Below are 25,956 nucleotides of genomic sequence, written 5' to 3'. Positions count from 1 at the left end.
TAAAGCCTTGTGCAGCCCTGCAGAGGAAAAATTCACCACTGGTGTTAAAAATTTGCGTCTTTATTTGTCAAATAAATAAACTTATGCCGTTAACGTAGAGCAATCATTTTTGCACACAACATTATATTTTATAACGCGCTCACTCCATATCCATGTTTCTTATAGACTTTATACTTAATATTGATCGGCATCTTTATGTACTATCCTCAGAATATGGCCTATGGGTTTATGGTATTCTTTTTCTGATCATATTCTGTGAGACCGGGCTGGTTGTCATGCCTTTTTTACCAGGGGATTCGCTTTTGTTTGCGGCGGGTACTCTGGCTTCATTTGAGGATTCGCAACTTAGCCCCCATGTCCTGTTTCTCGGCTTGTGTATTGCAGGTATTCTGGGAGATAGTGTGAATTACTGGATCGGGAAAAAGACCGGCCCCAAAGTTTTTACTTCGCAGGAATCTCGTTTCTTTAAACGCGAATACCTGGATAAAACGCACGCTTTTTACCTTAAATATGGAGCCAAAACGATAATTATCGCGCGTTTTATTCCCATTATCCGAACGTTTGCGCCCTTTGTTGCCGGCATCGGAACGATGCCCTATCGCACCTTCATTACGTATAACATCATCGGTGCCGTATTATGGGTTGGCATATTTATTTATTCAGGATTTTACTTCGGACAACTTCCGATGATTCAACAAAACTTCAAGCTGGTCATCCTGGCTATTATTATCTTATCGATAACCCCTCCCATAATAGAATATCTGAAACATCGATATGGAAAATAGCATCCTGCTGTAGCTACTTATCGGTGAATCAAAGCGCTATTATTGCCATATGGTCTATTTGCCGGATAATTAGCATCCATGTTTACTTCCTCGGAAACAGAATTCTCAGTCTTTATTTTTTGATTTTGTGGAGTCTTGACTGCGATCCGCTAGCGGTCGAATCGGGCTGATGATATCTTCACCGCCCGATGAGGTGTCGATGCCGAGCGCGAGGTGACTTTTGCGGTAACCATAGAGAAAATAGAAAATCAATCCGATTCCAGACCAAATCGGGAATACCAGTTTCGCATCATTGGGTAGAAACCAAAAAAGTGTAATACAGCCAATTACGGCAAGAGGACCCACCAGCCAGATTATCGGTGCCTTGAAAGGCCGAGCGCGATGTTTATCTTGAGTGCGAAGGATCATGACTGCCAATGCAACCACCATGAAAGCAAACAATGTACCGGAGTTGGAAATGTCCGCCAGCTTGCCAACCGGAAAGAAAGCGGCGGCAATGGTGACGCCGATACCTGTTACGTAAGTCACGATATGAGGTGTTTTAAATCGTGTATGCACGCGGCTTAATATTTCAGGAAGCAATCCATCGCGTGCCATAACGAAAAAAATTCGCGTTTGTCCGAACAGCATCATCAAAACGACCGAGGGCAATGCCAGGAATGCAGCGAGACCAAGTAAGTTGCCAAATTTTTCCCATCCGATCTCGCGTAAAACCAATGCCAAAGCCTCGCGCGAACACACTAGCGGCTGCTGGCCAATTGCGACAAGCGATTGGCATTCTTCAGCCAGGGCGATTGACCCGGGCATCAGGCCTTTGCCGGTTTCATCTAGGATGGGTTGTGCACCGATAGAACCTATCGCACCGGCTGAAACCAATATATAGAAGATGGTACAAATTACAAGCGAACTGATGAGTCCAATCGGCACATTGCGTTGCGGATTCTTGGTCTCCTCAGCAGCGGTTGAAACCGCATCGAATCCGACGTAGGCAAAAAAAATCGAAGATGCGGCAGCAATCACTCCTGCCTCGCCCAACGGCAAGAAAGGTTGGAAATTTTCCATCTCGGCCACGGGTAGTGTCAGGGCAATAAACAGTGTCAAAGCTGCGATCTTGACCGTAACAAGCACGGCATTAAATGAAGCGCTTTCACGCGTGCCAACAACTAATAATCCGACTACCAGGATGCAGACAAAAACTGCGGGCAGATTGATGATGCCGCCAGCGAAGGGGCCATTGGCCAGTTCGAAGGGTATTGTGATTCCTAGTGAGTTATCGAGAAGGCCGACAAAATAACCAGACCAACCGACTGCTACTGCGCTTGCGGCGACAGAGTACTCGAGGATTAACGCCCAGCCCACCATCCAAGCTACCAGTTCTCCCAGTACCGCATAAGAATAAGTATAGGCTGAACCTGAGACGGGTACCATTGAGGACAATTCAGAGTAACAAAGGGCCGCTACGATGCAAACGAAACTCGCAATGATGAAGGAGAGCATCATGCCTGGCCCGGCTTTCTGTGCGGCTTCGGCTGTGAGTACAAAAATACCGGTGCCGATGATTGCTCCGACACCCAGCAGTGTCAATTGCCAGGGCCCCAGGGATCGATGAAGGCTTTTCTTTTCTGCTGTAGCCAGAATGGCGTCAAGTGATTTTACGCGCCAGAAAATCATGAGTTCTTCCTTTTGTTAATGCAATTGTTTTTGATAGTCCGGATATTCTTTGGGAGACAGTGTACAAACATTGGTGGTGCCGAAAAATTATGGTAAACAAAAACCAGTTTGAGAAAATGCTTTTTCAAATTGAATTGTTATTTATAACACGACGTATTAATTAGCAAGAACAGTATTTCCTAAGTGATTTCTACAATAGGGTTGCACAATTTGATAAATATATCATACTTAATATCAGGAAGTGGATCATGGGCTTGTGGCGCAGTGATTCGCTTGTGCAGCCAATTAATCAGCGCTTCCTTAGAGCGGAATAGAATATAAGAGGTATTTTGCAGATCAATATTACCCGCACCATCCTTGCAAGACCATCCAGGTTGGCGCTGGTTTGTTTAAAACGCGAAAAAAGCTATACTTCTGCGCACCAAATGGATGGACTGCGGATAGTCTTAGAATTTAATCATAACGAAGAAAAACAAGAAGGAGGCGTTGATGGCTATATTTCTCCGGCGAATCCTGATTGGGGTCATTAAAGGTTATCAAATTGTGATCAGCGCATTGTTAGGGCAAAGCTGCCGCTTTTATCCGACGTGTTCCAATTACACCATTGAAGCGCTAGAGCTTCATGGTATTTTTCGTGGCGGCTGGCTTGCGATCAAGCGCATTTCGCGGTGTCATCCCTGGAATCCCGGCGGGTTTGATCCGGTGCCGCAGGATAAAACGGAGCGCTAGAATGGTGCCCCATTCTTCATGGGGTTTTGCTTGCTGTTTCGAGGTGTGACGTACGCTTGAGTTACGCTTTTTTTACCGGCTGCCCCTACTCTTTGGGTATCAAATTTTCTTCTGAAGAATATTTGAATAATTCCGGTATTGCTTCTCGCTGCTACAATTCAAAATCCATCTTTAACTGTGTCGGCGTTTATCGCAGATAATCTTCTGTATCATCCCTCTGTTGTTTGTCACTTAAGTAACGATTTCGCATCTTGTCGGATCACTCAGCCTGCTCAATTCCACTATCCCTATTATGCTAATCTGTTTATAGAATAAAGGGTTGCGAGTGTGTTTAATGATAATTCAGAAAAGCTCAGGTATATTCAATAGTTTTTTCTAATGGTTGCATTAGAAAATTCTCCTTAATGGGAAATCCGGGATAAATTGTATATGGAACAACTGACTGACCTAAAGTGTTGACACCGGTCGAAAATTGACCAGAAAAGGCTAGTTGTAACGGTTGAAAATTGACCAGGTAATTTCCGTATCCTGCTTAAATTTTAGGCAGGAGAATTTAAGAGGTGATTACCATGGTTATGTATGCAAAGATACGACGGATGTTTTACCGTGAACATCTGTCAATTAATGAGATTCAACGAAGAACGAGTTTGTCGCGGAACACGGTCAAGAAGTGGTTGAAAGTGCCAAGCGACAGCGCGGTTAAATATCAAAGGGCGAAGAAGCCTGGCAAGTTGACACCGTTTGAATCCAGGTTAATGTTAGCGCTGGAAGCGGATGCGCGTCGTCCGAAGAAGGACCGGCGCACGGCGTTGATGTTGTTCAAAGAGATATTGAACGAGGGTTATACAGGCGGTTATACGATTGTATGTGACTTTGTTCGCAACTGGCGCAATCGAGGGAATCAGAGTAAAGCGGCGTATGTGCCGCTGAAGTTTGCGCTGGGTGAAGCATTCCAGTTTGACTGGAGCGAAGAATGGCTGGTGATCGGCGGCATCCACCGCAAGGTACTGGCAGCCCATACCAAGCTATGCGCCAGCCGTACTTTCATGTTGTCGGCTTATCCGTCACAAAGTCACGAAATGCTGTTTGATGCGCATACCCGGGCATTCACTACTTTTGGTGGTGTGCCGAAACGCGGCATTTACGACAACATGAAGACCGCCGTGGACAAGGTGTCTAAGGGCAATGGACGTGTGGTGAATACGCGCTTCTTTGCGATGACGGCACATTACCTGTTCGATCCTGATTTCTGCAATGTGGCTTCCGGCTGGGAAAAGGGTGTTGTCGAGAAGAATGTTCAGGATATGCGCCGCCGCATATGGAATGAAGCCAAGCAACAACAGTTTGGCTCATTCGATGACTTAAACAGATGGCTTGGAACGCGCTGTCGCGGACTGTGGTCTGAAATCGAGCATCCGGATTATGCGGGCATTACCCTTGCCGATGCACTGGAACAAGAACAACTGTACCTGATGCCGATGCCAGCACCGTTCGATGGCTATATCGAAGTATTGGCGCGGGTATCCAGCACGTGTCTGGTTACATTACTGCGCAACCGGTATTCCGTTCCCTGTCGTCTGGTCAATCAGGTGGTGGTCGTTCATCAGTATGCCGACCGTATCGAGATCGTCCATGACAATGCCGTAGCAGCCTGTCATAGTCGTCTGATGGATAGCGACCAGGTCAGCTATAACTGGCAGCACTATATCCCGGTCATTGAGAAGAAACCGGGGGCCTTGCGCAACGGTGCGCCATTCGCCGAACTACCGGCACCTTTGCTGCAACTGCAGATTGCACTGAGGCGCAGAGAACGTCAGCAGGCCGATCGAATCATGGCAAAAGTGCTCAGCCTGGTGCCGACGCATGGGCTGGAAGCTGTGCTGGTCGCTGTTGAACTGGTGCTGGAATCCGGCGTGCCCAGTGCCGAGCATGTTGCCAATGTATTGGCACGGCTGAAATACACCGACGTACCAGCGTCAGTGGAAACAACACTGAAACTCAATGAAGAACCGCAGGCCGATACGGCGCGCTATGATCGTTTGAACACCAAAGAGGTGCCGCATGTCAGACATACTTGCGCAATTCAAAGCGCTGAAATTATATGGCATGGCCAGCTCCTATGCTGAACTGAGGCAACAGAATACGCCCGATGTCGCTGACAGTTTTAATTTCGCAGACACACTGCTAAACCAGTTACTCCAGGCTGAAACAACCGAGCGCAACCTCCGTTCCATTCGCTATCAGACACAAGCTGCCAGATTCCCGGTGCAGCGCCACTTACAGGGCTTCGACTTCAGTCAGTCCAAAGTCGATCAGCAACTGATTCATCAGCTGGCTACAATGGAATTTACAGCCGCTGCACAGAACCTGGTGTTGGTCGGCGGCACCGGTACTGGCAAAACACACCTGGCCATTGCCATCGGCACTTCAGGCATCCAGCATCACAATAAAAAGGTACGCTTCTTCAGCGCCATCGATCTGGCCAATAGTCTGGAACAAGAAAAATCAGCGGGCAAACAAGGCAGGCTTGCCTTGCGGCTGTTGCAGATCGACCTGGTCATTCTCGACGAACTGGGCTATCTGCCATTCTCACAAGCCGGTGGCGCACTATTGTTTCATCTACTCTCCAGGTTGTATGAACGTACCAGTATCATTATCACCACCAACCTCGCATTCGCAGAATGGAGCATCGTATTCATCGACGCCAAAATGACTACAGCGCTGCTGGATCGACTCACACACCATTGCCACATCATCGAAACCGGCAACGAGTCTTTCCGCTACAAACAAAGTACAGCCAATGCAAAGATCAGAATACAGCAGCGGGAAAAAGAAAAATATTCTCCAGAAGAAAATCTGGTCGATTCGTAGTCAATTACAACAAACTAAAACATCAACAGGAGGCAAATTACCAATCCAGTCTGGTCGACTTATCCACAGATGCGTAGTATCCTGCGCTCTATTTTCCCCTGGTCAAATTTCAACCGTAATGGGTGGTCAATTTTAAACCGGTATCAACACGCAATGCGCTTATCCCACCATTCCCGGTGAAGCTCTTTGGCTTTATCAGACCATTTATCTTCAATCTCTCTGGGAATTTCCCACTCTTCCCAAGATTTTTTTAGCTCATTATTCAAGGCCTCGCGCAATGGCTCAAGCTGATACTTGTCCCAAATAACATCAATTTCGGTATTGTTGGCTATGGATTTCAGTGTGATGTGAGGAACGCGGTCATACACAAAACCATATCGAATGTTATTGGATGTTGGTTTGGACGACGGTGCAGTACGAGTAATCTCAGCCTCTTTCAGAAAGCCATCCTGAGAGTCTGCCAAAAGATAGTAGGAGTAACGCGCCCCCATAATGCGTGCTCGGGCCAATGCTAGCGAAACACGAGATGTGTCAATGGTTATCCAACGCCGCCCCCATTGCTCTGACACATAAGCGGTAGTACCAGAGCCGCAGGTTGGATCAAGAATGAGATCCCCAGGATCAGATGCCATCAGTATGCAGCGCTGAACTACTTTCGTAGTAGTTTGAACGACATAAACTTTGGGGTCATTAAACCCTCCAGATTGTGTGTCGAGCCAAATATTATCTAATGTTTTTGCCGCAAACGAATCCCAATATAGTCTGTGATAAATTGTTTTTCCTGCACGCACCAGTTTTCCAGCTTTGCCAATTCGGTGCATTCCATCAACAGTGCATTTCCAATGGCTATTGTTAGTTGGTTTAAATATCTCGCCTTCAAAGTGAACACTTTGCTCGCTTTTGCTAGCACCGTCCGATTGAAGAGGGCCATATCTGAAAACTCTTGTGTCTTCCGGCAATGGACATTTCCTTTGTTTTTCATCGGTAGTCATTCGCCTAAAAGTATGATCTTGGGCTTCAAGTAATACGTAATTCGGGTCATCTAGCGGTGGCTCTGGTATTAGATTTGTTGCAGGCCGGTATTTCACCAAACTCGCGTCTTTCGCAAACCATAAAACGTGATCAAGGATATTTCCGATTTTTGATTGAGAAAATCCTCCAGTTTTCTGGATTGAAATTTGTGAGATGCAATTTTTATCACCGAAAATCTCATCCAGAACAGTTCTTACACGATGAACATTTTCATCACCTATTTGCACAAATATCGATCCTGAATCCGTTAATAAATCTCTTGCAACAGTTAATCGATCTCGCAAATAGGTGAGATAAGAGTGAATTCCATCACGCCAAGTATCCCTAAAGGCTTTAACCTGCTCTGGTTCACGCGTTATATGCTGAGCACTGCCATCCTTCACATCCCGACTGGTCGTTGACCACTGAAAATTGGAATTAAATTTGATCCCGTAGGGTGGATCAAAATATATACACTGTACTTGCCCACGCAGGCTTTCACGCTCGGCGAGCGACGCCATAACTTGAAGGCTGTCGCCCAGGATCATACGGTTGGACCAATGTGCGTCATGTTGATAAAACTCGGTCTTGGCTTCCTCGCTCGGCAATCCATTAAAGTCAGCAAACAAATCGCCCATGAAGCCAGCGTCCTGCGCGGCGGCTTCTGCATTCGCGCGTTCTGTTTGTCGGCGCAAATCATCAATCAGAACTTTGGGGTGAACTTTTTCCTGAATGTAGAGCGGCGGTGCGTGAACAACGAGGTCAGACCAATCCTGTTCATCCTTTCCGCGCCAAACTAATTGCGGGTCAAGGTCACGATTGCGGCGCTCATACGCCACGCGGATTGAATTTTTATCTTTCTCATGGAGTACCGCTTCATATTCCGCCGTGGGGATATTCTTACGCGAGGCATCATTGTGCATCAGCGTTTCGACGAATTTTAGTGTAGGTGGTTTCTTGGCCATGTTCAGTCGTCCTTTTTCTTCAGCCGCTTGCGCGCCACAGCTTCAGGCAGCGCCTTGTAGTTTTCTTTGCTGGCGATGCGCTTGCCGGATTTTTTCTCCAGGTCGCGTCGCGCACGCCCGGATACTGATCCGCCTTCTACGGCGGCATTGCGGTTTTCGCCGTAGCCTTGCGCGTCTTTATTGCGCGCAATTTCGGTGGTGGAGGCTTCGCCCAGCATGGTGAAGATCAGTTCCAGGTCATTCATGTGGTCGCGCAGATTGTCCGCCGGTTTGTCGAGGCTTTTGAATGCCTTGTACTCGGCGGGGGTCATGCCGAACGTGGCGCGGCTGATTTCAGCGGTGAGGATGGAATATTCGCGCTGCTCCTTCACGCCGCGTTTTTTCCATTCGTTGGTCAGCTCGTCGCGGATGGCAATACCGCGCACGCGCTTTTCGATCCATTCGTCGCTGTAGCCCTTGGCCTTGTATAGGGCGCGCATCCGTGCAGCGGCCAGTTCTGGATTTTCAATTTCTTCCAGTCGCTCATAACCGACTATGGCCAGCCAGCGCTTGAAGGGTTCTGCCTTGGGCGAAGGAATGGATTGGATGATGCGGAGCAAGCCTTCCGTGTGCGAGCAGTCCGTTTCACGCAATTTCCCATCCGGCGATTCGAGTTTGAACTGTCGACAAATTGTCGACAGTTCCATGCCGCTGATTTTTTCGCGCTGCTTGATACGATACCAATAGTCCCTTGGATTCTGGCTTTCTGTCAGCGCCGCAACCACATCAATGATAGAGAAATACCATTTCTGATCGTCTTCACTCCAGATGGAGCGAATCTGCTTCGATTCAAACAGTTTGATGTTGCTCATGGCATCACCCCAGAAATTTTAAAAATCGCTTGTTGGTGAGAAGGATGTCATCCACCTCGCGTTGCCCACCGGAACCGAGTTCGACCATTTTGTTGACGTCAACAAAATGGTCGGAAATTGCATGCTCAGTTACTTCGCAGGCGGTTTTTGCCTTGCTGACAACCTGCATGAAATTACGCCATTCTGCATAACCCAACAGGTGTTGCAGATCTCTGGCCAGCCAGAATTTAACGCCGGTTTCTGTCTCTTGGGCGTGGCCTTCAAAGGTGTCGGTCAAGCTGTGTATGAGCTCCTTTTTCATTTTGTGCGTTCCATTGCGGTTTCGATCATCTGGTTAAAGTGTGCCTGGACTTGTCGAGCAAAGTCATGCTGCATTTGAAATACGTCGGCAAATTCAACAAACGCCCAACGTCCATAGCTCTTGAAGTTATTCACGCCAGGTATCCAATAGGTGTCCATCGTGAGTTTCTTTTCCTTCGCATCTTCGCGGCGATAGCCTTTGATTTCGACGATCATATTTAATGGATCGTCTTTGCCATCGTTAATCTGAACAATGAAATCCGGCCTGTATTTTCGAGTTTCCGATCCATAACGATACGGAACTTCCAGCCCCAGGCTGTGGTTCTTAACATAGGAAATAACCTGCGGGTGAGACTCCGCTACACGGCAGAACTCGCCTTCCCAATCGCTATCCAATATCACCCAGTTAACGTGCGATTTCAGCGGGCTGGTTTCCCAGCGATCCGTCTTGGATGTATTGAAGTTAACGTGCGTCGTCGAACCCGTAGGATTATAGGGATCGAGCAAAGCTTTTATCGGGCGGCTCTTGTTCTGCTCGGATTGCGTGATCGCTGCGGTAATTCTGTTGCACGCCATGTCCGCAAGTTCCTGATACATGAGCTGCGCCGGATATGTACCGCCTTTGCAAACGAGACAAGTATCAAGCCACTGCTTCGTAATACGCTTGAGCTGGCCGAATAAATGGAATTGCCCCAATTTGACGGACATTTTTTTCATGGAGTCGAGAGAGTCTCAACTTGTGAAAGCGGATTGCAGTTTATCGCGATTTGATTTTTCTCATTCAGTTTTCTCTCAAAATTGTTTGGTGATAAGTATCCCAGCCCGGAATGCCTGCGAGTGGGGTTGTACCAAGATTCGATCCAGGTGAATATGGCCAGTCTTGCTTCAGTTTTGTTTTTCCAGGAACGCCTGTCGATCATTTCACATTCCAGGGAAGCAAAAAAACTCTCAGCCATTGCGTTATCATAGGCATCACCTACACTGCCCATGGATGGACGCACGCCCATTTCCTTGCATCGTTTGCCGAAATCAACGCTGGTGTATTGACTGCCTCTATCGCTGTGGTGAATCACTTTGCCTGGTTTACGGGTGATTAACGCCATGTTCAAAGCATTGATCACCAGGTTGGCTGTCATGGTTTCACCGAAAGCCCAGCCCACTACCTTACGGCTGAATACATCGATGACCACGGTCAGATACAAGAACCCCGCCCAGGTAGGAATGTAAGTCATGTCCGCAACCCATAGCTGGTTGATGCTAGTTGCCTTGAAATGACGTTGCACTAAATCCTCTGCAGGACGATCACGCTTATTCCGATGAGTCGTGATTATAAAGCCGCGCCTGCGGCTCACTCCCTTAATTCCTGCTTCACGCATCAACCTGTCTACGCGCTTGTGATTGACCCTGATTCCAAGATCGACTAATTCAACAGTAATGCGGGGGCGGCCATACGTACAATCGCTTGTACGGTATATAGCCATGATCTGCTCAATCAATCGACAGTTGGCAATGACCCGCTGACTAGGCGTGCGTTTAGTCCAGTCATAGTAACCACTGTGCGATACACCCAATGTTTCACATAGAATACGAGTCGGAAATTGCGCCTGATTTGCCTTGATTAGTTGGTACACCTTCCCAATCAATCCTTGTTGTTTGCAAACCAGGCCGTAGCCTTTGCCAATATGTCACGCTCCATCTCCACACGCTTGAGCTTCTTGCGCAATTCCATCAGCTCCTGTCGCTCGTTGACATTCAAGGGGAGACCACTCGATATTGCAGCCGAAGCAATTGTCTGGCTTGATCTAATTGGTACACCTGCTGCTCGACACCAAGTTTTTATCGAAGTGTAGTGGCAACCAAATTCCTTGGATAATTGCTTAGGGCATTTGCCCAATGCTACCAATTCCACCATCTGTTGGCGAAACTCCGCCGGGTAGGCAGGTTTGTAGTTTTGTGTCATATTTCTTCTCCTTTAAACAGAACATAATGTGTCCGTTCAAAGGGGGCAACTCCAAAATGCATTTTTGGCTCTTCGCCTGGATCGCGCCACTTGGTATAGAGCAAGCGCTGCGTCAAATGAAAAAGAAGCGTGGAATGGCGCAAATCGCCTGTATGAACAAGATTCAGGTCAACCGCTTCGCCGATAATCCCTGAATTTTGCGTAACAGACGGGCCAACCAAATCCGGTGTCAGCACAAGAACGGAATCATTATTGAATTCCGCAGTGAGCCTCTCAGCTGGCAACTCTACCCGATAACCTGTCACGCGAGGGAAGCGGATTCTCAAGTGATCACGCTGTGGGCGAATGGCCTTAACGTGAATGGTCTCACGCGGCGGCAGGGGCGGCGCGATGACTGGCTTGGCCGTAAAGTCGAATGGAATACCCAGCACGTCGGCATATTCGACGTTGAATCGGTTTTCTTCATTGAGCTCATAGGATTGCCGACGCAGGGCGCGTCCAATCACCTGTTCACAAAGCAACTGCGTTCCAAATGCTCGAACACCGAGAACGTGGGTCACTGTGTTCGCATCCCAGCCTTCGGTGAGCATGGACACAGATACAACGCAGCGGATATTGCCGCCGAGTGCACCATATTTACCGACGGTGTTCATGACTTCGCGGAGCAAATCCTGGTCAGTGAGATTTTCGGCGGCGCGTTGGTCACCTGTTCGCTCGATAATTTCACGGCGAAAGCGGTCGATTTCATCAGACGCCATTTCGCGGAAACTGGTATCCAATGCTTCGCCGGATTCCAGTTGTTCGCTATCAATCAAAAGTGTATTTGGTCTCGCCAGCGGATTGCCATAGTCATCGAAATTTCTGAATAGCTTTAGTCTGCCGTTTTCCAGCTCGGTTGATCCATCTTCATTGACACGGTGGAAGCCGGAAATATAGTCATAGACCAGTTTGGACGTTGCCGTGTTGTTACAAACAACGATGAAGCACGGCGGAACTTTGATGCCCTCTTTTTCCCAAAGTGTAAAAGTCTTTTCGTAGTGACCATACAATGCTTCGAGCGCTGTTTGCAGCTCGACCGGAATGCTTAGTGGGTCAAGTTGTGCGCCTTTGCCTCTACCTTTCTTTGGCATTTTCGGGCCGATATGCTTCCACAGCTCCCTGAATTTGGGCATTTCAGCGCCAGGGATATTGTCAGCCACCGGAACACGGGGCAATTTCACAATGCCGCATTCAATGGCATCCATGAGGGAAAAATCGCTCATTGTCCAAGGGAACAGCGTTCCTTCGGCATAACCTGAACCGCGCAGGAAAAATGGCGTCGCAGACAAATCAATGATGCGATTGATGCCGAGCTTTTTGGCAACGATTTCCAGTCCGTTAATCCAAAGGCGGGCTGCCTCCAGATTGCTTTCTGCTTCCTTCTTCTCGTCGGAAGTTAAATCGCCTTCTTCATCATCGCCAGGCTTTTCACGGTAGCAATGGTGCGCCTCGTCATTGAGCACCATGATGTTCTTCATGCCTATCAACTCAGGCATGACGCGCTGGAGCATCTGCCCTTCTGTTTCAAGTGTGTTCAAATCCTCGCCGCGTTTACCCTTCAGTAAAGCTCTACCCCCGGCAGATATTTCAACGCGCTCGCGCAGCTTGAAAGCGTGATAGTTGGTGATGACAATCTTCGCCCGCTCCAAATCAGCAAGCATATCGTTTGGAATGATCTCACGGTTTTTATAGTAGCTGTCCGGGTCATTGGGCTGCAATACCCGCAGGCGGTCTTTGATGGTCAAGCCAGGAGCGACAAGCAAAAACCCTCTGGTAAATCTCTTACTGCTGGGTTGACGCACCGCATTGATTGTCTGCCATGCAATGAGCATGGACATAACAGTTGTTTTTCCTGCTCCGGTCGCAAGCTTGAGCGCCAATCGAATCAAGCCGGGATTGGCGTCCGTATTGACATTGTCGAGGTAATCAAGAAACTTTTTGCCTCTGGCACCAAGCTTTGGTGCTACTTCCGTCAACCAAATTGCAACCTCGACTGCTTCGACCTGACAAAAGAAGGGGCGAATACCATTGAATTCATGATGCCGCCAATGCTTCAAAAGCCGCGCGGTATCGGGTGCCACCATCCAGTCACGTTCGCTAGGTAGCATACGCCAAGCATCAATATGGCTTCTCAGTTCATTGATAATGGAAATCGGATCGTATTTTTGGCGCCCATCGCCCAACCCCATGCTTTCATCAAACAAATCCTGGAGCTTCGCTTCTTTACGCTTTTTTGGTTTTGGAATGGGAGTGATGAACTCTGCGCGGCGGCGAGAATTTACAATATTTTGGGTCGGAAGACCTTCCACCATTTCCCAGTGAGCTGCTGGGTATTCGTAGGGCGAATTCAGGATTGATTTCTTAAAAAACGCATCAGACATGATTATTAGTTATTTCCCTACAGGGGCTGTTATTTTAGTTCTCTTTCACTCATCGCATCCCAGTGTTCTGCACCACTACGCCCTGGTTACGCCATTCATGACTGTATCACGCATTACGCCGAGATATCCCAACTTTAAGTTAAAGGTACTTTTTCTTAATTGTCCCTAAGACAATATAATCATGCCAGTTAATATTTTGAACCACAAAAATTGTAAGCTAACGGTTATTTATAAGGAGAATATGTAAAAAATTGGATGTCAGCTTTATGCACCAAGCTGAAACAAGCCGTGTTAGAACTTAGTCGTGTTCTATTTATAGGCTATCAGTTCGTACTGACGGAGGTGGGGGTGGATGGACTGCAGGCAAGTTTTAGTCCATATTGACAGCGACAATTTTCGCCTTCATAGATTATGCACGGAAGAAACAAAAAACTTAAATTTGTTTAAGTATCTGTTTTATTGGCGTCCCCAAGGGGATTCGAACCCCTGTTACCGCCGTGAAAGGGCGATGTCCTAGGCCTCTAGACGATGGGGACAAAGTGTTATGTCGGTACAGCTTCGCGTTGCTAAAATTAACTGGTGGAGATAAGCGGGATCGAACCGCTGACCTCTTGCATGCCATGCAAGCGCTCTCCCAGCTGAGCTATACCCCCTGAGCAAAGGAAGGGGGGATTATACTGATGCCTTGATTCATTGTAAAGAAAAGATCAATCCTGAAAATTGCCAAGATGGCTGTTCATGCGGGTGAGCGTTTCCTCGCGTCCGAGCAGCGCCAGCACTGCATCGATGGAAGGCGTGTGAATCTCTCCGGTTACCATGACGCGCAACGGCATCGCAATTTTCGGAAATTTAACGTTGTGTTCCTTCACGGCGGTTTTTATTTCCTGATGAATTGATTCGCGTGTCCATTCAATGTGCCGGAATTTTTCCAGCAAACCGAGCATGAGCGGCTTTGCTTCCGCGGTTAGGTGTAGCGTTTTCAATTCATCGGCGGGTTCCAACGGACGATAAAAATACACCGCCGCATCAGCCAATTCTTCAATGGTATTGACTCTTTCCTTGAGCAAATCGACAACCAGCGCTAAATCGGGGCCGCCCTCAATTTGACAATGGTCTTTTGCAAGGAAAGGTGTTACCAATTCAGCCAAACGCGCATTATCCGTGGCTTTGAGATATTGCTGATTGATCCAGTGCAGTTTCTCCGGATTGAATTTAGCCGGGGAGCGGCTAATTGCGGCCAAATCGAACCATTCGACCAATTGCTCGCGACTGAAAATTTCTTCATCACCGTGCGACCATCCCAGTCGGGCCAGATAATTCAGCAAGGCTTCGGGTAAATAACCGTCTTCGCGGTATTGGATCACCGAGACAGCGCCATGGCGCTTGGACAAACGCTCACCGTTCGCGCCCAGGATCATCGGGACATGAGCATACTCAGGTAACGGCGCATTCAGAGCTTTAAGAATGTTAATTTGGCGCGGGGTATTGTTGACATGATCATCACCGCGTATCACATGGGTGATATTCATATCCAGATCATCGATCACGACGCTGAAATTATAAGTCGGCACGCCATCGCTGCGCAGTAATACCAGGTCATCCAGTTCAGTGTTGGCGACCGTGATCTTCCCTTTGATCTGATCGTTGAAGGCGACATGGCCTTCTAATGGATTTTTCAGTCGGATCACCGGTTTTATGTCGGTCGGCGGGGTTTTTCGGGAATCACGCCAGCGTCCGTCATAGCGGGGTTTTAAGCCGGCGGCCAATTGCTGCTCACGCATCTGTTCCAGTTCTTCCTTAGTGGCGTAGCAATAATAGGCCTGATTATTTTCCAGTAATTGTTCAGCCACTTCATGATAGCGCGCCAGCCGTTGCATCTGATAAAACGGTCCTTCATCGTAATCCAATCCCAGCCATGCCATGCCGTCGAGAATCGCTTGTATCGATTGCTGGGTGGAGCGTTCCAGATCAGTGTCTTCAATGCGCAGAATGAACTGCCCGCCGTGCTTGCGTGCATAAGCCCAGGAGAAGAGCGCGGTGCGCGCGCCGCCAATGTGCAGATAACCGGTTGGGCTGGGTGCAAATCGTGTACGTACTGTCATGATTGTTGTATTAACTGTAAGACCGAATGTTGAGAAGGGGGTAGTTTACGCGATTCCGTAAAACCAGTGTTTCTTTTACCCCGGTTCAAGTAGGATGCATCTTCATCGAGGCTTGCGGCTTAAAGCCGATTATAATGTGCGCAATTTAATTCCAATAAGATTTTTAACGAGTATGTATGAGCATCATGCGTGTGATAAATGACCGATTTAATTCATGATTTGATTTTCACAACCGCAGAACGATCACCAGATGCTGAAGCATTGTGGTATCAGGATCAATCCATGTGTTATGCCATGCTGGCAAGGCAAGTCAAGGCAAAAGCGGGTGGTTTGCGGGCACTGGGCTTAAGTCGGGGGGAGCGGGTTGCAGTGTATCTCGAGAAACGTTTCGAGACAGTGATTGCATTATTTGCCGCGGCGGCGGGGGGGGGTGTTTTTGTTCCGGTCAATCCGGTATTAAAACCGGAACAGGTCGCTTATATTTTGATCGATTGCAATGTAAGGGTACTGATCACTTCGTTGGAACGGTTGAAATTATTGCAAGCTGTTTTGTTATCCTGTCGTGATTTGCATACGATTGTGCTGGTGGACGGTAAAGATAAACTTACGGTCATTCCCGGCTTTTCTGTCGTTTGCTGGGAAGAAATGAGCGGTGTCAATACGGCTGTGTTAACGATCGATAGCGATATGGCGGCTATCATTTATACCTCTGGCAGTACGGGCAAACCCAAAGGTGTCGTACTTTCGCATCGTAATCTGGTTGCCGGCGCTAAAAGTGTCGCGCACTACTTACAGAATTGTTCTGATGACCGCATTCTAACCGTGCTGCCGTTGAGTTTTGATTACGGATTAAGCCAGCTGACGACGGCTTTTTACGCAGGTGCAGCAAACATATTGATGAATTACTTGTTGCCGCATGACATCCTCCGTGTTGTCAAGGAATTGCGCATCACCGGATTAGCCGCTGTACCACCCTTGTGGGCTCAACTTGCGCGTCTGCATTGGGATAAAGTGCCTGCGTTGCGTTATATCACCAATTCGGGTGGCGCCATACCCCGTACAATATTGGATCAGTTACGTCATGCTTTGCCGGATACGAAAATTTTTCTGATGTATGGTTTTACCGAAGCTTTCCGCTCAACGTATCTGGCGCCGGAAGAAATCAGCCGGCGTCCTGATTCTATTGGTAAAGCGATACCGAATGCCGAGGTCATGGTGCTGCGGGAAGATGGATCGCATTGCGTGCCGGGTGAGCCGGGTGAATTGGTGCACCGGGGTGTTCTGGTGGCCATGGGGTATTGGAATGATGCGGAAAAGACCGTGACCTGTTTTAAACCCATTAAGTCACGACAGGCAGGGTTGATGCTCACGGAAATTGCTGCGTGGTCAGGCGATACGGTGCAGATGGACGAAGAGGGTTTTTTGTATTTCATTGAACGCCGTGACGAAATGATCAAAACTTCCGGATACCGCGTCAGCCCGACCGAAATCGAGGAGGTCATCTACGCCACGGAATGTGTCGCTGAGGCAGTCGCCTTTGGTATTCCGCATCCGGTACTGGGACAGGCGATCGCTGCGATTGTTACGGCCAGGGAAGGTATCCAGCTGGATGTTGATAGACTGTTAGGCGCGTGCAAGAAACAATTGCCCGCTTATATGGTGCCCAGTCATCTCGAAGTGCGCGAAGGAAAACTACCGCTCAATCCAAACGGCAAAATTGACCGTAAATTCCTTTCCCGGCAGTTACAACTCCTATTTAGCGAAAACGACTGATGATCAACCAACCCTTGGAACATGCACCGCTTGCGCAGTTTTCTGTGCAAGACGATTGTTTGCAGATAGGCGGAATGGCATTGACCCGATTGGTGGATCGGGTGGGCACGACGCCGTTTTATGCCTATGATCGGAAAAAAATTACTGAGCGGGTTGAACTGCTACGCCAGAATTTGCCCCAAGAAGTCTTGTTGCACTACGCGATAAAAGCCAATCCCATGCCGGCTGTGGTGCAGCATCTGGCAAGCTTGGTCGATGGCATGGATGTGGCCTCGGCAGGAGAGATGAGGATTGCATTGGATACCATCCTAGCCTCTAAAAAGATAAGTTTTGCCGGTCCAGGGAAAAAGGTGCATGAGCTGCGCAGTGCGATTGCCGCAGGCGTGGTGCTGAACATTGAGTCACCGCAGGAAATGGAGTTGATTGCACAACAAGGCGTAGATTTAGGGATGGCTCCCAAAGTGGCCATTCGCATTAATCCGGATTTTGAGCTCAAGTCTTCCGGGGTAAAAATGAGTGGCGGCTCCAAACCATTCGGCATCGACGCCGAATGTGTGCCCGATGTGTTGAAACGGCTGGATTTACTTGACTTAAATTTTGTTGGTTTTCATATTTTTAGCGGCTCACAGAATCTGAATGCGGCAGCGATTCAGGAGTCGCATGAAAAAATCGTTTTGCTTGCCATTCAACTGGCTGAATATGCACCTTCACCGGTGAAGTTGCTAAATATCGGCGGCGGTTTCGGAGTGCCCTATTTTCCGGGTGACCAGCCGTTGGATATTGCAGCGATTGGGGTCAATTTACAGCGCCTGATAAAGAGAATAAAGCAGCAATTACCGGAAACCACGGTGGCGCTTGAGTTGGGACGGTATCTGGTTGCCGAGGCAGGCATTTATGTCTGCCGTATTCTGGAGCGTAAAGCTTCGCGTGGGCAAGTCTTTCTCGTAACGGATGGTGGGTTGCATCATCACTTGGCGGCTTCCGGGAATTTAGGTCAAGTTATCCGCAAAAACTATCCTGTCGTTATCGGTAACAAAGTTCAAGGTACCGCAAGGGAAATTGTTTCCGTCGTAGGGCCGCTATGCACACCGTTGGATGTACTGGCGGATCAAATGGCCCTGGCCCGGGCATCCGTAAACGATCTGGTAGTTGTTTTACAATCAGGTGCTTATGGTTTGACGGCGAGTCCGACAGCATTTCTTGATCATCCTCCGCCGATCGAAGTGTTGGTTTGAGCAATGATTTGCGGCAGAAATTATTATTTTGTCTGCAATAAAATAGAGCTAATCCATACGATTCATATCGATAAAGTTCTTTGCACTCAGTTTAAATGTTGTTTATATTGTGTAGGGGGGTGGGTCATAGCTGAATTTCTTCGATAAATTGCGCAAAGCAGTTGAATATTCGCTTTAAATATACTTAAATGGCTAGGGGTAATTAATAGATATTACTTGTTGCATGAAAGAGTGTTTGTTTTATGCTGATAAAATAGAAAATACACTACAGTGGTTGCGTTTTTTCACTGATGAGATAGCGTAGATGCGGTATATGATTTCTACCCATGCTATTAACTGATTCATTACATCTTCATTTTCTGAATAGTTACAAATTGCTTTAAGAATTTGTTTAAATATGAATAGAGTGGATTTTGAACCCGAACTAGGTGATTCTATGAGTGATTTGTATCAAAACTTTCAGAAATTCTTTGAACTTGTTGTCGCTGATACTGCTGAACTGCTGGAGCATGTTTACAGAATTCGCTATCAAGTATTATGTGTTGAACAACGTTTGCCCGGTTTTGATCCGGTACTGTGCCCGGATCAAATGGAAAGGGATGGTTACGACAGTCACTCGTCACACATTCTTTTGCGCTATCGCCCTTCCGGAGAATTTATTGGTACCGTAAGACTGATTTTGCCCGATTCATCCAGGCCTGAAAAGCCTCTACCGGTAGAGTTATATGGACAATTGGATCCGGAATTGTGTGATGTCAAGGCGTTGCCTCGTCAACAAACTGCTGAAATTTCACGTTTCTTGGTTGTTAGTCGGTTTGATCGGCGTAAGGGAGATCGTCGCAAGCAAGTGGAAGAGACTGAAGGGGAAAAAAGAGAGGTGCATCACGAAAGGGAGCAAAGAGGGACGCAACAAGATCGGCGTTCTTCAGATCGCCGTTCATCACTTAGTATCGGATTGGTACTCATGGCAGGGGTAATGCGCATGTCAGTCAAATATAATATCAGGCATTGGTTGTCAGTAGCGGATCCCGCATTGAATAAATTAATGGGTTTTTATGGTTTGAATTTTAATCCGATTGGTCCCCCGGTTAATTACCACGGCATTCGTAGGCCTTATTATGTGAAAGTGGAAGATGCCTTGGAAAAAATGTATAACGAGCATCGTGACGCGTGGGAGGTTGTAACTGATTGTGGCGAGTATAACCTTGCCCATACCAACTAATGCAATATCTGCCTTGAATCAGGGGCTTGCTTCTTGAATTTATTTCATTTCTCAATAGAAATTCGAATATTACTCTACTGTTTGTCAAGAGCCAGATCATACTTTGGGTTTGCGCTATTTATCTGTTTTTTGGGTGTTAAGGCAGATGTCAGGGCAAATGATCACTATGAGATTGTGACTAATCCGAATGTTAGCGAAACCGCGCTTACGGTCAATTCATTACGCTCCATTTTTAGCATGAGTCTGAAAACCTGGCCGGATGGAACCAAGATTCGGGTATTTGTATTATCCGATGAGGATAAGTTACATAAGGCGGTCTCGAAGGAAAAATTGAACGTATTTCCTTATCAGTTAAGGTCTACCTGGGATCGCTTAGTATTTTCGGGCACAGGTCAAGCGCCTATTAGAGTTAATTCAATAGAAGAAATGCGCGACAAGGTTGCTAATACCCCAGGAGCGATAGGTTATTTGTGGAGAGCCAATATTGATGAAAATGTTAACGTGCTCCAGATTAAATAGTTGCTTTGTCAATCCTTCACAATGGATTGCCAGGGGGATTATTTTGTTATTTGTGGTGGGAAATATTTCTGTGCAGGCTCAGGAGCTTCCATCGCACAAACAATCTGAATTGATCAAACCGCTCAATAAAAAACTGCCAAGCACGGATTTACTTGCTCAGATTAACGAAACTGAGGTTAGTCGCGTTACGGAGAAGCCTGGATTGGTAGGCACTGCAATGCAATGGTTGCGTTCAACAGACCGTCCGGGAGATTTGCAGATTCATGGTTTCGTCAGTCAGGCCTATATTACGACTTCCGATAATAATGTTTTTGGAAATAGCGATAACGGGGGTAGCTTCGGTCTTACAGAAGCAGGGCTTAATGCTTCGGTAAGACCCCTCCCGAGATTGCAGTTATCGGCTCAGGTATTGTCACGTCGCGCCGGAGAGGGAAATTCAGGTATGCCACGCCTGGATTACGCCATCTTGGATTATCAGGTGTATTCTCATGAAGCAAATCAATTTGGTATTCGAGTGGGTCGATTGAAGAATCCCTTCGGTTTTTACAATGAAACCCGGGACGTGGCGTTTACGCGTCCCAGCATTCTATTGCCACAGTCGATATATTTTGATCGCACCCGAAATTTGGGGCTTTCAAGTGATTCTGTGCAAGTTTACGGCGATGCGGCGGTATTTGATTGGGGTACATTTTCCGCCCAATTCGGGGTGACGCTGCCGGTTGTGGATAACAGGGATACTGAAAGTTCATTGCTTGGGTTAGTGCGGGACGGAAGTTTGAATCGGGAAGTTTCGTATATAGGGCGTGGAATTTTTGAAACGAATGATAAGCGACTTCGCCTGGGTATCAGTGGGATATGGCTGAATACATCTTATGATCCAAGAAATCCGATTTCTTCGCTCAATCCGCGGGAGTTAGGGCCTGGAGGACTAGAATTTACCCCTCTGTTTTTTTCTGCGCAATATAATGCAGAGCGCTGGACATTGACGTCTGAATATGCCATACGTCCTTTCCAGTACGATAATAATTTTCAGAACCGAAACCTCAATGGATTACATTTCGTTGGTGAGAGTTATTACTTCCAGGGGGAATACCGTTTTACTCCAAAATGGGAAGGTATTTTGCGGTATGATGCGCTATTTACTGATCGCTCGGATCGCAATGGAAGTGATTGGGTTGCTCAAAATCCTGTAGGGCGGAATGGTTTGGGGCATACTCGCTTTGCCAAAGATATCACGGTGGGTTTACGGTGGAATGTTACGCCAGCGTTCATGTTGCGAGCTGAATATCATTATGTGAACGGAACGGCATGGTTATCAGGTTTAGATAATCCAATTGATCTAAAAACGGGGCGACCATTTGATACTGATCAACACTGGCATCTTTACGCAATACAGGCCTCTTATCGCTTTTAGGCAGGTTTCTGATGGGAACTAGTTCCGAGGTTAAATTGGAGAAAGCACCTATTGCTCCGAATCATAAGAGCCGTAGATTCCGCAGTCTGAGATGGAAAATTTCATTAAGCAGCAGTTTGATATTGCTGGCCGTTGTAATGCTGTTTTGTTTTGTTAGCTATCTGGGTTTAATGGCTAATTTTGACAATCAACGAGAAGATAATTACCGCCGTTATTCCAGAGAAGTTAATAGCCTCATCCAGAACACTTCGCAGAATTTATATCAGCTGGCTGAAATGATTCCGTTCCTGGACGGTATGAAAAAACCCTTGCTGATGAATGATGAAGAAGCGATCAGTAATGTTTTTGATTCGCATTGGGCACTGTTGCAATTTCATAATAGTGTTGAATTTATTCATTTCTATAATCCCTCGAATCAATTGAGTGCCAGTTGGGACAGTTTGGCTACCAATATAGATGACAGTATTTTACTGTCAAATTGGGTGCGTCAGGTTAATCAGTCCGAACGGCCGATCAACCCCCTACTGTGCCGGGAAAGTTGCATCCAATACATTGTTGCGCCTCTACTGGTAGAAGGAAAGAAGGTGGGTGTCGTGGTTATGGGAATTTCCCTAGCGGATGTGTTTTTGGCATTTAAGCGACTCTCCGGCGCCGATATGGGCTTGTTGATCAAAGAGCAGGATAATCTGAAACAAGGCGATTCTGATTTCTGGCATTGGGATATCTATATTTCAGCCCTAACCAGCAAAGAAAGAAATCTTGAAATTCTCAATAAAGCGGCTCAGAACCATACGGATATGTCTGCGTTGAGCGATGGAATTCAAGTTCGCTGGAATGATCAGCATTTTCAATTAAAAATATTCCCGCTCAATTCATATGAGCCGGATAAAGCCTATTTGGTCATTATCACGGATGTTACGGCCGCAGTAAATAATATTTATGATTCTATCTGGAAAATTGCATTAATCGGTTTGCTGGGGCTAATTTGCTCTGAGATTTTGTTGTTTCTTATTTTTACCCGACTGCTGGCAAAGCTAAAAGATGTGGTGTTTGTGCTTCCACTCCTTGCTAATGGGCAGTTTGAGAAATTCCGCTTGTCTTTGGTTTCTACAGGGCGCGTACAACGTTTTAGAGATGAGGTCGATACGCTTTCGGAAGCAGCCGTATCTTTGTCGCTACAGTTGGAAAAGCTGGAACAGGAAGTATCAAGCCGGACTGAAATGCTGATTGAACAAAAGAATGAGCTCAGTAAAGAAAGGGATTTTGTGAAGAATTTGCTGGATACGGCACAGGCAATCGTGTTAACGCAGGATTCTAACGGCGAAATTATGTCATTAAACGCTTATGGAGAAATGTTGACGCGTTATTCGGAAAGTGAATTGTATGGCAAATCTTTTCTGGATATTTTGATTCCTGATTATGAATCACACGATCTGCTTTTTCACATTAAAGAAATTCATACCGGACAGAGAATGCAATTGCGTCATGAGGCTATAACGCATTGTAAGGATGGAACAACGCGTCATGTCGCTTGGTTGCACTCGCATTTATCCTGGAAATCTCCTGGTGAGCCATCAATTTTATCAGTCGGTCTGGATGTCACCGAGTATAAACGGGTTGAAGGACATTTAGCTTGGCTGGCTGATCATGATCCGTTGACTAATTTGTTTAACCGGCGCCGTTTTAGTGAGGAACTGGAGCAGGTACTTAGCCGCGCGGAGCGGTATAACCACCCGGGTGCTCTGTTATTTTTTGACCTGGATCGCTTTAAGTATATCAACGATACCAGCGGGCACCAAGCCGGCGACACATTGCTTAAAATGGTTTCGAGTATGCTGGCGCAAAACATTCGAGCGGATGATATTACCGGCCGTCTCGGGGGGGGATGAATTTGCGATCATTTTGCCGGAAATTAATGCCAACGGAGCGATAGGCGTGGCCAAGAAGGTGCTGGATCAACTGGGTCTGGCACAATTGACGATCAATAACCGTACTCACAAAATTTCAGCCAGTATCGGGATTGCCTTATTTCCCGAACACGGTGCCAACATCCATGATTTGCTGGCAGCTGCTGATCTCGCCATGTATCAGGCAAAAGCAATGGGACGGAACGCTTGGTATCTGTTCTCGGATAAGGACCGCAGCCGCGAACGTATTCATACACTGGTATATTGGAAGGAAAAAATCGAGTATTCGCATTTACATGATAACTTCATATTGTATTTGCAGCCGATTATGCACGTTAAATCGAAAAAAATTTCACATTATGAAGTATTGTTGCGCATGCAGGATATCGATGGCACGGTGTTATCGCCGGCAGATTTTATCCCCGCTGCAGAGCATACCGGGCTAATCCATGCAATTGATCATATGGTGCTGCGCAAGGCTATAGCGCAAGTAGCCGAAATTTACCAAGCTGGGTTTCAAGTTAATTTCTCGATCAATTTATCTGCGCATGCTTTCAATGATCCGGAATTATTGCCCATTCTCAAGGCGGAATTGGCACTACATCAGATGGATCCAGCATGTGTGATGTTTGAAATCACCGAAACTGCGGCCCTGGAAGACTTGCCCGGAGCACGCGGATTAATGGTGGAGATTAAAGAGTTGGGTTGCGGTTTTGTGCTGGATGACTTTGGTGTTGGTTTCTCATCATTTTATTATTTGCGAGAATTACCGGTGGATGTGGTAAAAATTGATGGGTCATTTATACGTAACTTATCCGAAAACAGCGATGATCTTATTCTGGTGAATGCACTTTGTAGTGTTGCGAGGGGTTTTGGCAAGAAAATTACAGCGGAATTTGTCGAAAGTGCAGAAATATTATTATTAATAGAGAAAATGGATATTGATTATGCTCAGGGCTATTACATAGGAAAACCAGCACCTGCAAATCAGTTCTTGGTGAAATAAACGGTAGCTTAGTAGGATTCGGCTTACTACGGTAGAAATATCAATAGGTTATTGACAGACAGTTATTTCAATAGTGGCAGAGTAATGGAGCAGGATCAGCATGGAATTTCGTAAAAATAGCGTTTTTCTAATTTTTCTGACCGGACTGACGATCTTGTTTGCTCATCCCGCATGTGCGGATAAAGTGCGCGGAATTTTCTCCGCACAGCAGTCCTGTCCGGCCTTTGTATCAAAAAATAAATTAACCAATCCGGGTAATGCACAAATTCTGACGGGTAACCGGTACGATATTATCGAGGTTACCAAACCAAACCCTCCGGCCTGGTATCGGATTGTTCTGCCAGGGGTGAATCCTGAAGCGCGGTGGGTAAGTGCGGCCTGCGGTCAGGCCCAGATAACAGGCAAAGACACGGGAGATAATGAAAGTGGTGAAAGTGATAACAACTGCAATACTGCAGGTCAAGCGGATAGTTATGTGCTGGCATTATCATGGCAGCCTGCCTTCTGTGAGACTAAACCGGATAAGCCGGAATGTGAAATAACTGATCCGAATGCATATCACGCCAAACATTTTGCATTGCATGGTTTGTGGCCGAACAAAAAAAACTGCAATAAAAATTATGCATTCTGCGGTACTGTAAAAAAGAAGAAAGATGAATTTTGTGATTATCCGGCAATTCAATTGGATACCGCTTCTCAAGCATCGTTGGCAGAAGTAATGCCCAGCGTGATAGCTGGTTCCTGCCTTGAGCGGCATGAGTGGCACAAACATGGCAGTTGTCAGGAAAACTGGTCGATAAGTGAATTTTTTGATCTATCTGCTGATTTGGCGCGACAGTTTAATGATTCCGGTATGGCTTATTTTATGAATCGCAGAATTAACCAGCAGGTACGCACGGAAGATTTTCTTAATCGCTTGGAGGCGGTACTGGGTTCCGCTGCTAGAGATCGAATTAAACTGAATTGCAATCAGCAAGGAATGATGGTGGAGATTCAGTTGAGTCTGTCGGGTAATTTAATTGCAGGTGCTGATCTTGAAAAATTGATCATGAATGCGCCAGTTCAGGAAAAATCCAATTGCGGAGAAACGTTCCGGGTTGATCGTATTGGACAGTAATTCCATCCACAGAAATACAAGAATTATCCGCTTCAGGTTTTATTCTAATTCCAGTATTGGAAGAAGATTATATTTGATTGATCAGGCAGTTTGGAATT

Annotated in this window: 20 protein-coding genes and 2 tRNA genes; 12 read left to right on the top strand and 10 right to left on the bottom strand. The window is 46.8% G+C overall.

Going from position 1 to position 25,956, the window contains the following annotated elements:
• Positions 1-152: 152 nt before the first annotated feature.
• Complete coding sequence (locus CPG39_RS06210; RefSeq protein WP_096292538.1) at positions 153-785, top strand: DedA family protein; 633 nt, start codon at positions 153-155, stop codon at positions 783-785.
• A 105-nt stretch (positions 786-890) separates the two neighbouring features.
• On the opposite strand, the gene CPG39_RS06205 is transcribed toward CPG39_RS06210, so the two are convergent.
• Positions 891-2,456: an amino acid permease gene (locus tag CPG39_RS06205; protein WP_096292537.1), complete on the bottom strand. Its 1,566-nt coding sequence runs from the start codon at positions 2,454-2,456 to the stop codon at positions 891-893.
• Between the two features lie 489 nt (positions 2,457-2,945).
• On the opposite strand from CPG39_RS06205, the gene yidD reads away from it, so the two are divergent.
• The 3 genes from yidD to istB all read left to right on the top strand — a co-directional run bounded on the left by yidD (position 2,946) and on the right by istB (position 6,056).
• Entirely contained in the window at positions 2,946-3,185 is a 240-nt protein-coding gene (yidD, locus tag CPG39_RS06200; RefSeq protein ID WP_096292536.1) for a membrane protein insertion efficiency factor YidD, read from the top strand.
• Positions 3,186-3,754: 569 nt separating this feature from the next.
• A complete protein-coding gene (gene istA, locus CPG39_RS06195; protein WP_096292535.1) occupies positions 3,755-5,311 on the top strand; it encodes an IS21 family transposase in 1,557 nt (518 codons plus the stop codon).
• Positions 5,247-6,056 carry an IS21-like element helper ATPase IstB gene (gene istB, locus CPG39_RS06190; protein WP_096291694.1) on the top strand — a complete coding sequence of 270 codons (810 nt, stop codon included), beginning with the start codon at positions 5,247-5,249 and terminating at the stop codon, positions 6,054-6,056. Before istA ends, istB begins: the two co-directional genes overlap by 65 nt.
• Before the next feature lie 143 nt (positions 6,057-6,199).
• Here istB and CPG39_RS06185 read toward each other — a convergent pair whose 3' ends face one another.
• The 9 genes from CPG39_RS06185 to gltX all read right to left on the bottom strand — a co-directional run bounded on the left by CPG39_RS06185 (position 6,200) and on the right by gltX (position 15,665).
• Positions 6,200-8,032 (bottom strand): site-specific DNA-methyltransferase, encoded by a 1,833-nt coding sequence (locus CPG39_RS06185; protein WP_096292534.1) that lies wholly within the window; start codon positions 8,030-8,032, stop codon positions 6,200-6,202.
• A gap of 2 nt (positions 8,033-8,034) precedes the next feature.
• Positions 8,035-8,883 carry a Bro-N domain-containing protein gene (locus tag CPG39_RS06180; protein WP_096292533.1) on the bottom strand — a complete coding sequence of 283 codons (849 nt, stop codon included), beginning with the start codon at positions 8,881-8,883 and terminating at the stop codon, positions 8,035-8,037.
• Between the two features lie 4 nt (positions 8,884-8,887).
• Positions 8,888-9,184 (bottom strand): hypothetical protein, encoded by a 297-nt coding sequence (locus tag CPG39_RS06175; RefSeq protein WP_197702904.1) that lies wholly within the window; start codon positions 9,182-9,184, stop codon positions 8,888-8,890.
• Positions 9,181-9,759 carry a hypothetical protein gene (locus CPG39_RS06170; RefSeq protein ID WP_197702903.1) on the bottom strand — a complete coding sequence of 193 codons (579 nt, stop codon included), beginning with the start codon at positions 9,757-9,759 and terminating at the stop codon, positions 9,181-9,183. The genes CPG39_RS06175 and CPG39_RS06170 overlap by 4 nt, the downstream gene beginning before the upstream one ends.
• A gap of 137 nt (positions 9,760-9,896) precedes the next feature.
• Positions 9,897-11,143 (bottom strand): IS3 family transposase gene (locus CPG39_RS06165; protein ID WP_231990417.1). Its coding sequence is split into 2 segments (ribosomal slippage): positions 9,897-10,861 and positions 10,861-11,143, totalling 1,248 coding nucleotides; the frame shifts between segments, so codons are not numbered across the junction.
• Positions 11,140-13,563 carry a BPTD_3080 family restriction endonuclease gene (locus CPG39_RS06160; protein ID WP_096292532.1) on the bottom strand — a complete coding sequence of 808 codons (2,424 nt, stop codon included), beginning with the start codon at positions 13,561-13,563 and terminating at the stop codon, positions 11,140-11,142. The genes CPG39_RS06165 and CPG39_RS06160 overlap by 4 nt, the downstream gene beginning before the upstream one ends.
• A 460-nt stretch (positions 13,564-14,023) precedes the next feature.
• Positions 14,024-14,099 (bottom strand) — tRNA-Glu (locus tag CPG39_RS06155).
• Positions 14,100-14,140: 41 nt separating this feature from the next.
• A tRNA-Ala gene (locus CPG39_RS06150) sits at positions 14,141-14,216 on the bottom strand.
• 54 nt (positions 14,217-14,270) lie between these two features.
• Positions 14,271-15,665 (bottom strand): glutamate--tRNA ligase, encoded by a 1,395-nt coding sequence (gene gltX / locus CPG39_RS06145; RefSeq protein WP_096292531.1) that lies wholly within the window; start codon positions 15,663-15,665, stop codon positions 14,271-14,273.
• A gap of 198 nt (positions 15,666-15,863) precedes the next feature.
• On the opposite strand from gltX, the gene CPG39_RS06140 reads away from it, so the two are divergent.
• The 8 genes from CPG39_RS06140 (at position 15,864) to CPG39_RS06110 (ending at position 25,858) form a co-directional block, all read left to right on the top strand.
• A complete protein-coding gene (locus CPG39_RS06140) occupies positions 15,864-17,438 on the top strand; it encodes an acyl-CoA ligase (AMP-forming), exosortase A system-associated (RefSeq protein WP_096292530.1) in 1,575 nt (524 codons plus the stop codon).
• Positions 17,438-18,673, top strand: a complete 1,236-nt coding sequence (locus tag CPG39_RS06135; protein WP_172424086.1) for a pyridoxal-dependent decarboxylase, exosortase A system-associated — start codon at positions 17,438-17,440, stop codon at positions 18,671-18,673. The genes CPG39_RS06140 and CPG39_RS06135 overlap by 1 nt, the downstream gene beginning before the upstream one ends.
• A gap of 436 nt (positions 18,674-19,109) precedes the next feature.
• The gene (locus CPG39_RS06130) at positions 19,110-19,895 is read left to right on the top strand and encodes a PEP-CTERM/exosortase system-associated acyltransferase (protein ID WP_231990416.1); all 786 of its coding nucleotides are present in this window, start codon (positions 19,110-19,112) and stop codon (positions 19,893-19,895) included.
• A 174-nt stretch (positions 19,896-20,069) separates the two neighbouring features.
• Positions 20,070-20,414, top strand: coding sequence for a hypothetical protein (locus tag CPG39_RS06125; RefSeq protein ID WP_231990415.1), 345 nt, complete (start codon positions 20,070-20,072; stop codon positions 20,412-20,414).
• A complete protein-coding gene (locus CPG39_RS06120) occupies positions 20,383-21,828 on the top strand; it encodes a hypothetical protein (RefSeq protein WP_096292527.1) in 1,446 nt (481 codons plus the stop codon). The genes CPG39_RS06125 and CPG39_RS06120 overlap by 32 nt, the downstream gene beginning before the upstream one ends.
• A gap of 11 nt (positions 21,829-21,839) precedes the next feature.
• Positions 21,840-23,717, top strand: coding sequence for a cache domain-containing protein (locus CPG39_RS14740; protein WP_231990414.1), 1,878 nt, complete (start codon positions 21,840-21,842; stop codon positions 23,715-23,717).
• Positions 23,686-24,741 carry a putative bifunctional diguanylate cyclase/phosphodiesterase gene (locus CPG39_RS14735; RefSeq protein WP_231990413.1) on the top strand — a complete coding sequence of 352 codons (1,056 nt, stop codon included), beginning with the start codon at positions 23,686-23,688 and terminating at the stop codon, positions 24,739-24,741. The genes CPG39_RS14740 and CPG39_RS14735 overlap by 32 nt, the downstream gene beginning before the upstream one ends.
• 100 nt (positions 24,742-24,841) lie before the next feature.
• Entirely contained in the window at positions 24,842-25,858 is a 1,017-nt protein-coding gene (locus tag CPG39_RS06110) for a ribonuclease T2 family protein (RefSeq protein WP_096292526.1), read from the top strand.
• Positions 25,859-25,956 lie beyond the last annotated feature (98 nt).

Source organism: Nitrosomonas ureae (genome assembly GCF_900206265.1).
In the GTDB taxonomy this organism is placed as follows: Bacteria; Pseudomonadota; Gammaproteobacteria; order Burkholderiales; family Nitrosomonadaceae; genus Nitrosomonas; species Nitrosomonas ureae_C.
Note: the sequence above shows the minus strand (reverse complement) of the source record. Positions and strands in the feature narration are given on the sequence as shown.

Coding starts and splice junctions, on each gene's coding strand:
- CPG39_RS06210 (WP_096292538.1), top strand. CDS start 153: ATGTTTCTTATAGACTTTATACTTAATATTGATCGGCATCTTTATGTA.
- CPG39_RS06205 (WP_096292537.1), bottom strand. CDS start 2,456: ATGATTTTCTGGCGCGTAAAATCACTTGACGCCATTCTGGCTACAGCA.
- yidD (WP_096292536.1), top strand. CDS start 2,946: ATGGCTATATTTCTCCGGCGAATCCTGATTGGGGTCATTAAAGGTTAT.
- istA (WP_096292535.1), top strand. CDS start 3,755: ATGGTTATGTATGCAAAGATACGACGGATGTTTTACCGTGAACATCTG.
- istB (WP_096291694.1), top strand. CDS start 5,247: ATGTCAGACATACTTGCGCAATTCAAAGCGCTGAAATTATATGGCATG.
- CPG39_RS06185 (WP_096292534.1), bottom strand. CDS start 8,032: ATGGCCAAGAAACCACCTACACTAAAATTCGTCGAAACGCTGATGCAC.
- CPG39_RS06180 (WP_096292533.1), bottom strand. CDS start 8,883: ATGAGCAACATCAAACTGTTTGAATCGAAGCAGATTCGCTCCATCTGG.
- CPG39_RS06175 (WP_197702904.1), bottom strand. CDS start 9,184: ATGAAAAAGGAGCTCATACACAGCTTGACCGACACCTTTGAAGGCCAC.
- CPG39_RS06170 (WP_197702903.1), bottom strand. CDS start 9,759: ATGGCGTGCAACAGAATTACCGCAGCGATCACGCAATCCGAGCAGAAC.
- CPG39_RS06160 (WP_096292532.1), bottom strand. CDS start 13,563: ATGTCTGATGCGTTTTTTAAGAAATCAATCCTGAATTCGCCCTACGAA.
- gltX (WP_096292531.1), bottom strand. CDS start 15,665: ATGACAGTACGTACACGATTTGCACCCAGCCCAACCGGTTATCTGCAC.
- CPG39_RS06140 (WP_096292530.1), top strand. CDS start 15,864: ATGACCGATTTAATTCATGATTTGATTTTCACAACCGCAGAACGATCA.
- CPG39_RS06135 (WP_172424086.1), top strand. CDS start 17,438: ATGATCAACCAACCCTTGGAACATGCACCGCTTGCGCAGTTTTCTGTG.
- CPG39_RS06130 (WP_231990416.1), top strand. CDS start 19,110: ATGAGTGATTTGTATCAAAACTTTCAGAAATTCTTTGAACTTGTTGTC.
- CPG39_RS06120 (WP_096292527.1), top strand. CDS start 20,383: ATGAAAATGTTAACGTGCTCCAGATTAAATAGTTGCTTTGTCAATCCT.
- CPG39_RS14740 (WP_231990414.1), top strand. CDS start 21,840: ATGGGAACTAGTTCCGAGGTTAAATTGGAGAAAGCACCTATTGCTCCG.
- CPG39_RS14735 (WP_231990413.1), top strand. CDS start 23,686: ATGATATTACCGGCCGTCTCGGGGGGGGATGAATTTGCGATCATTTTG.
- CPG39_RS06110 (WP_096292526.1), top strand. CDS start 24,842: ATGGAATTTCGTAAAAATAGCGTTTTTCTAATTTTTCTGACCGGACTG.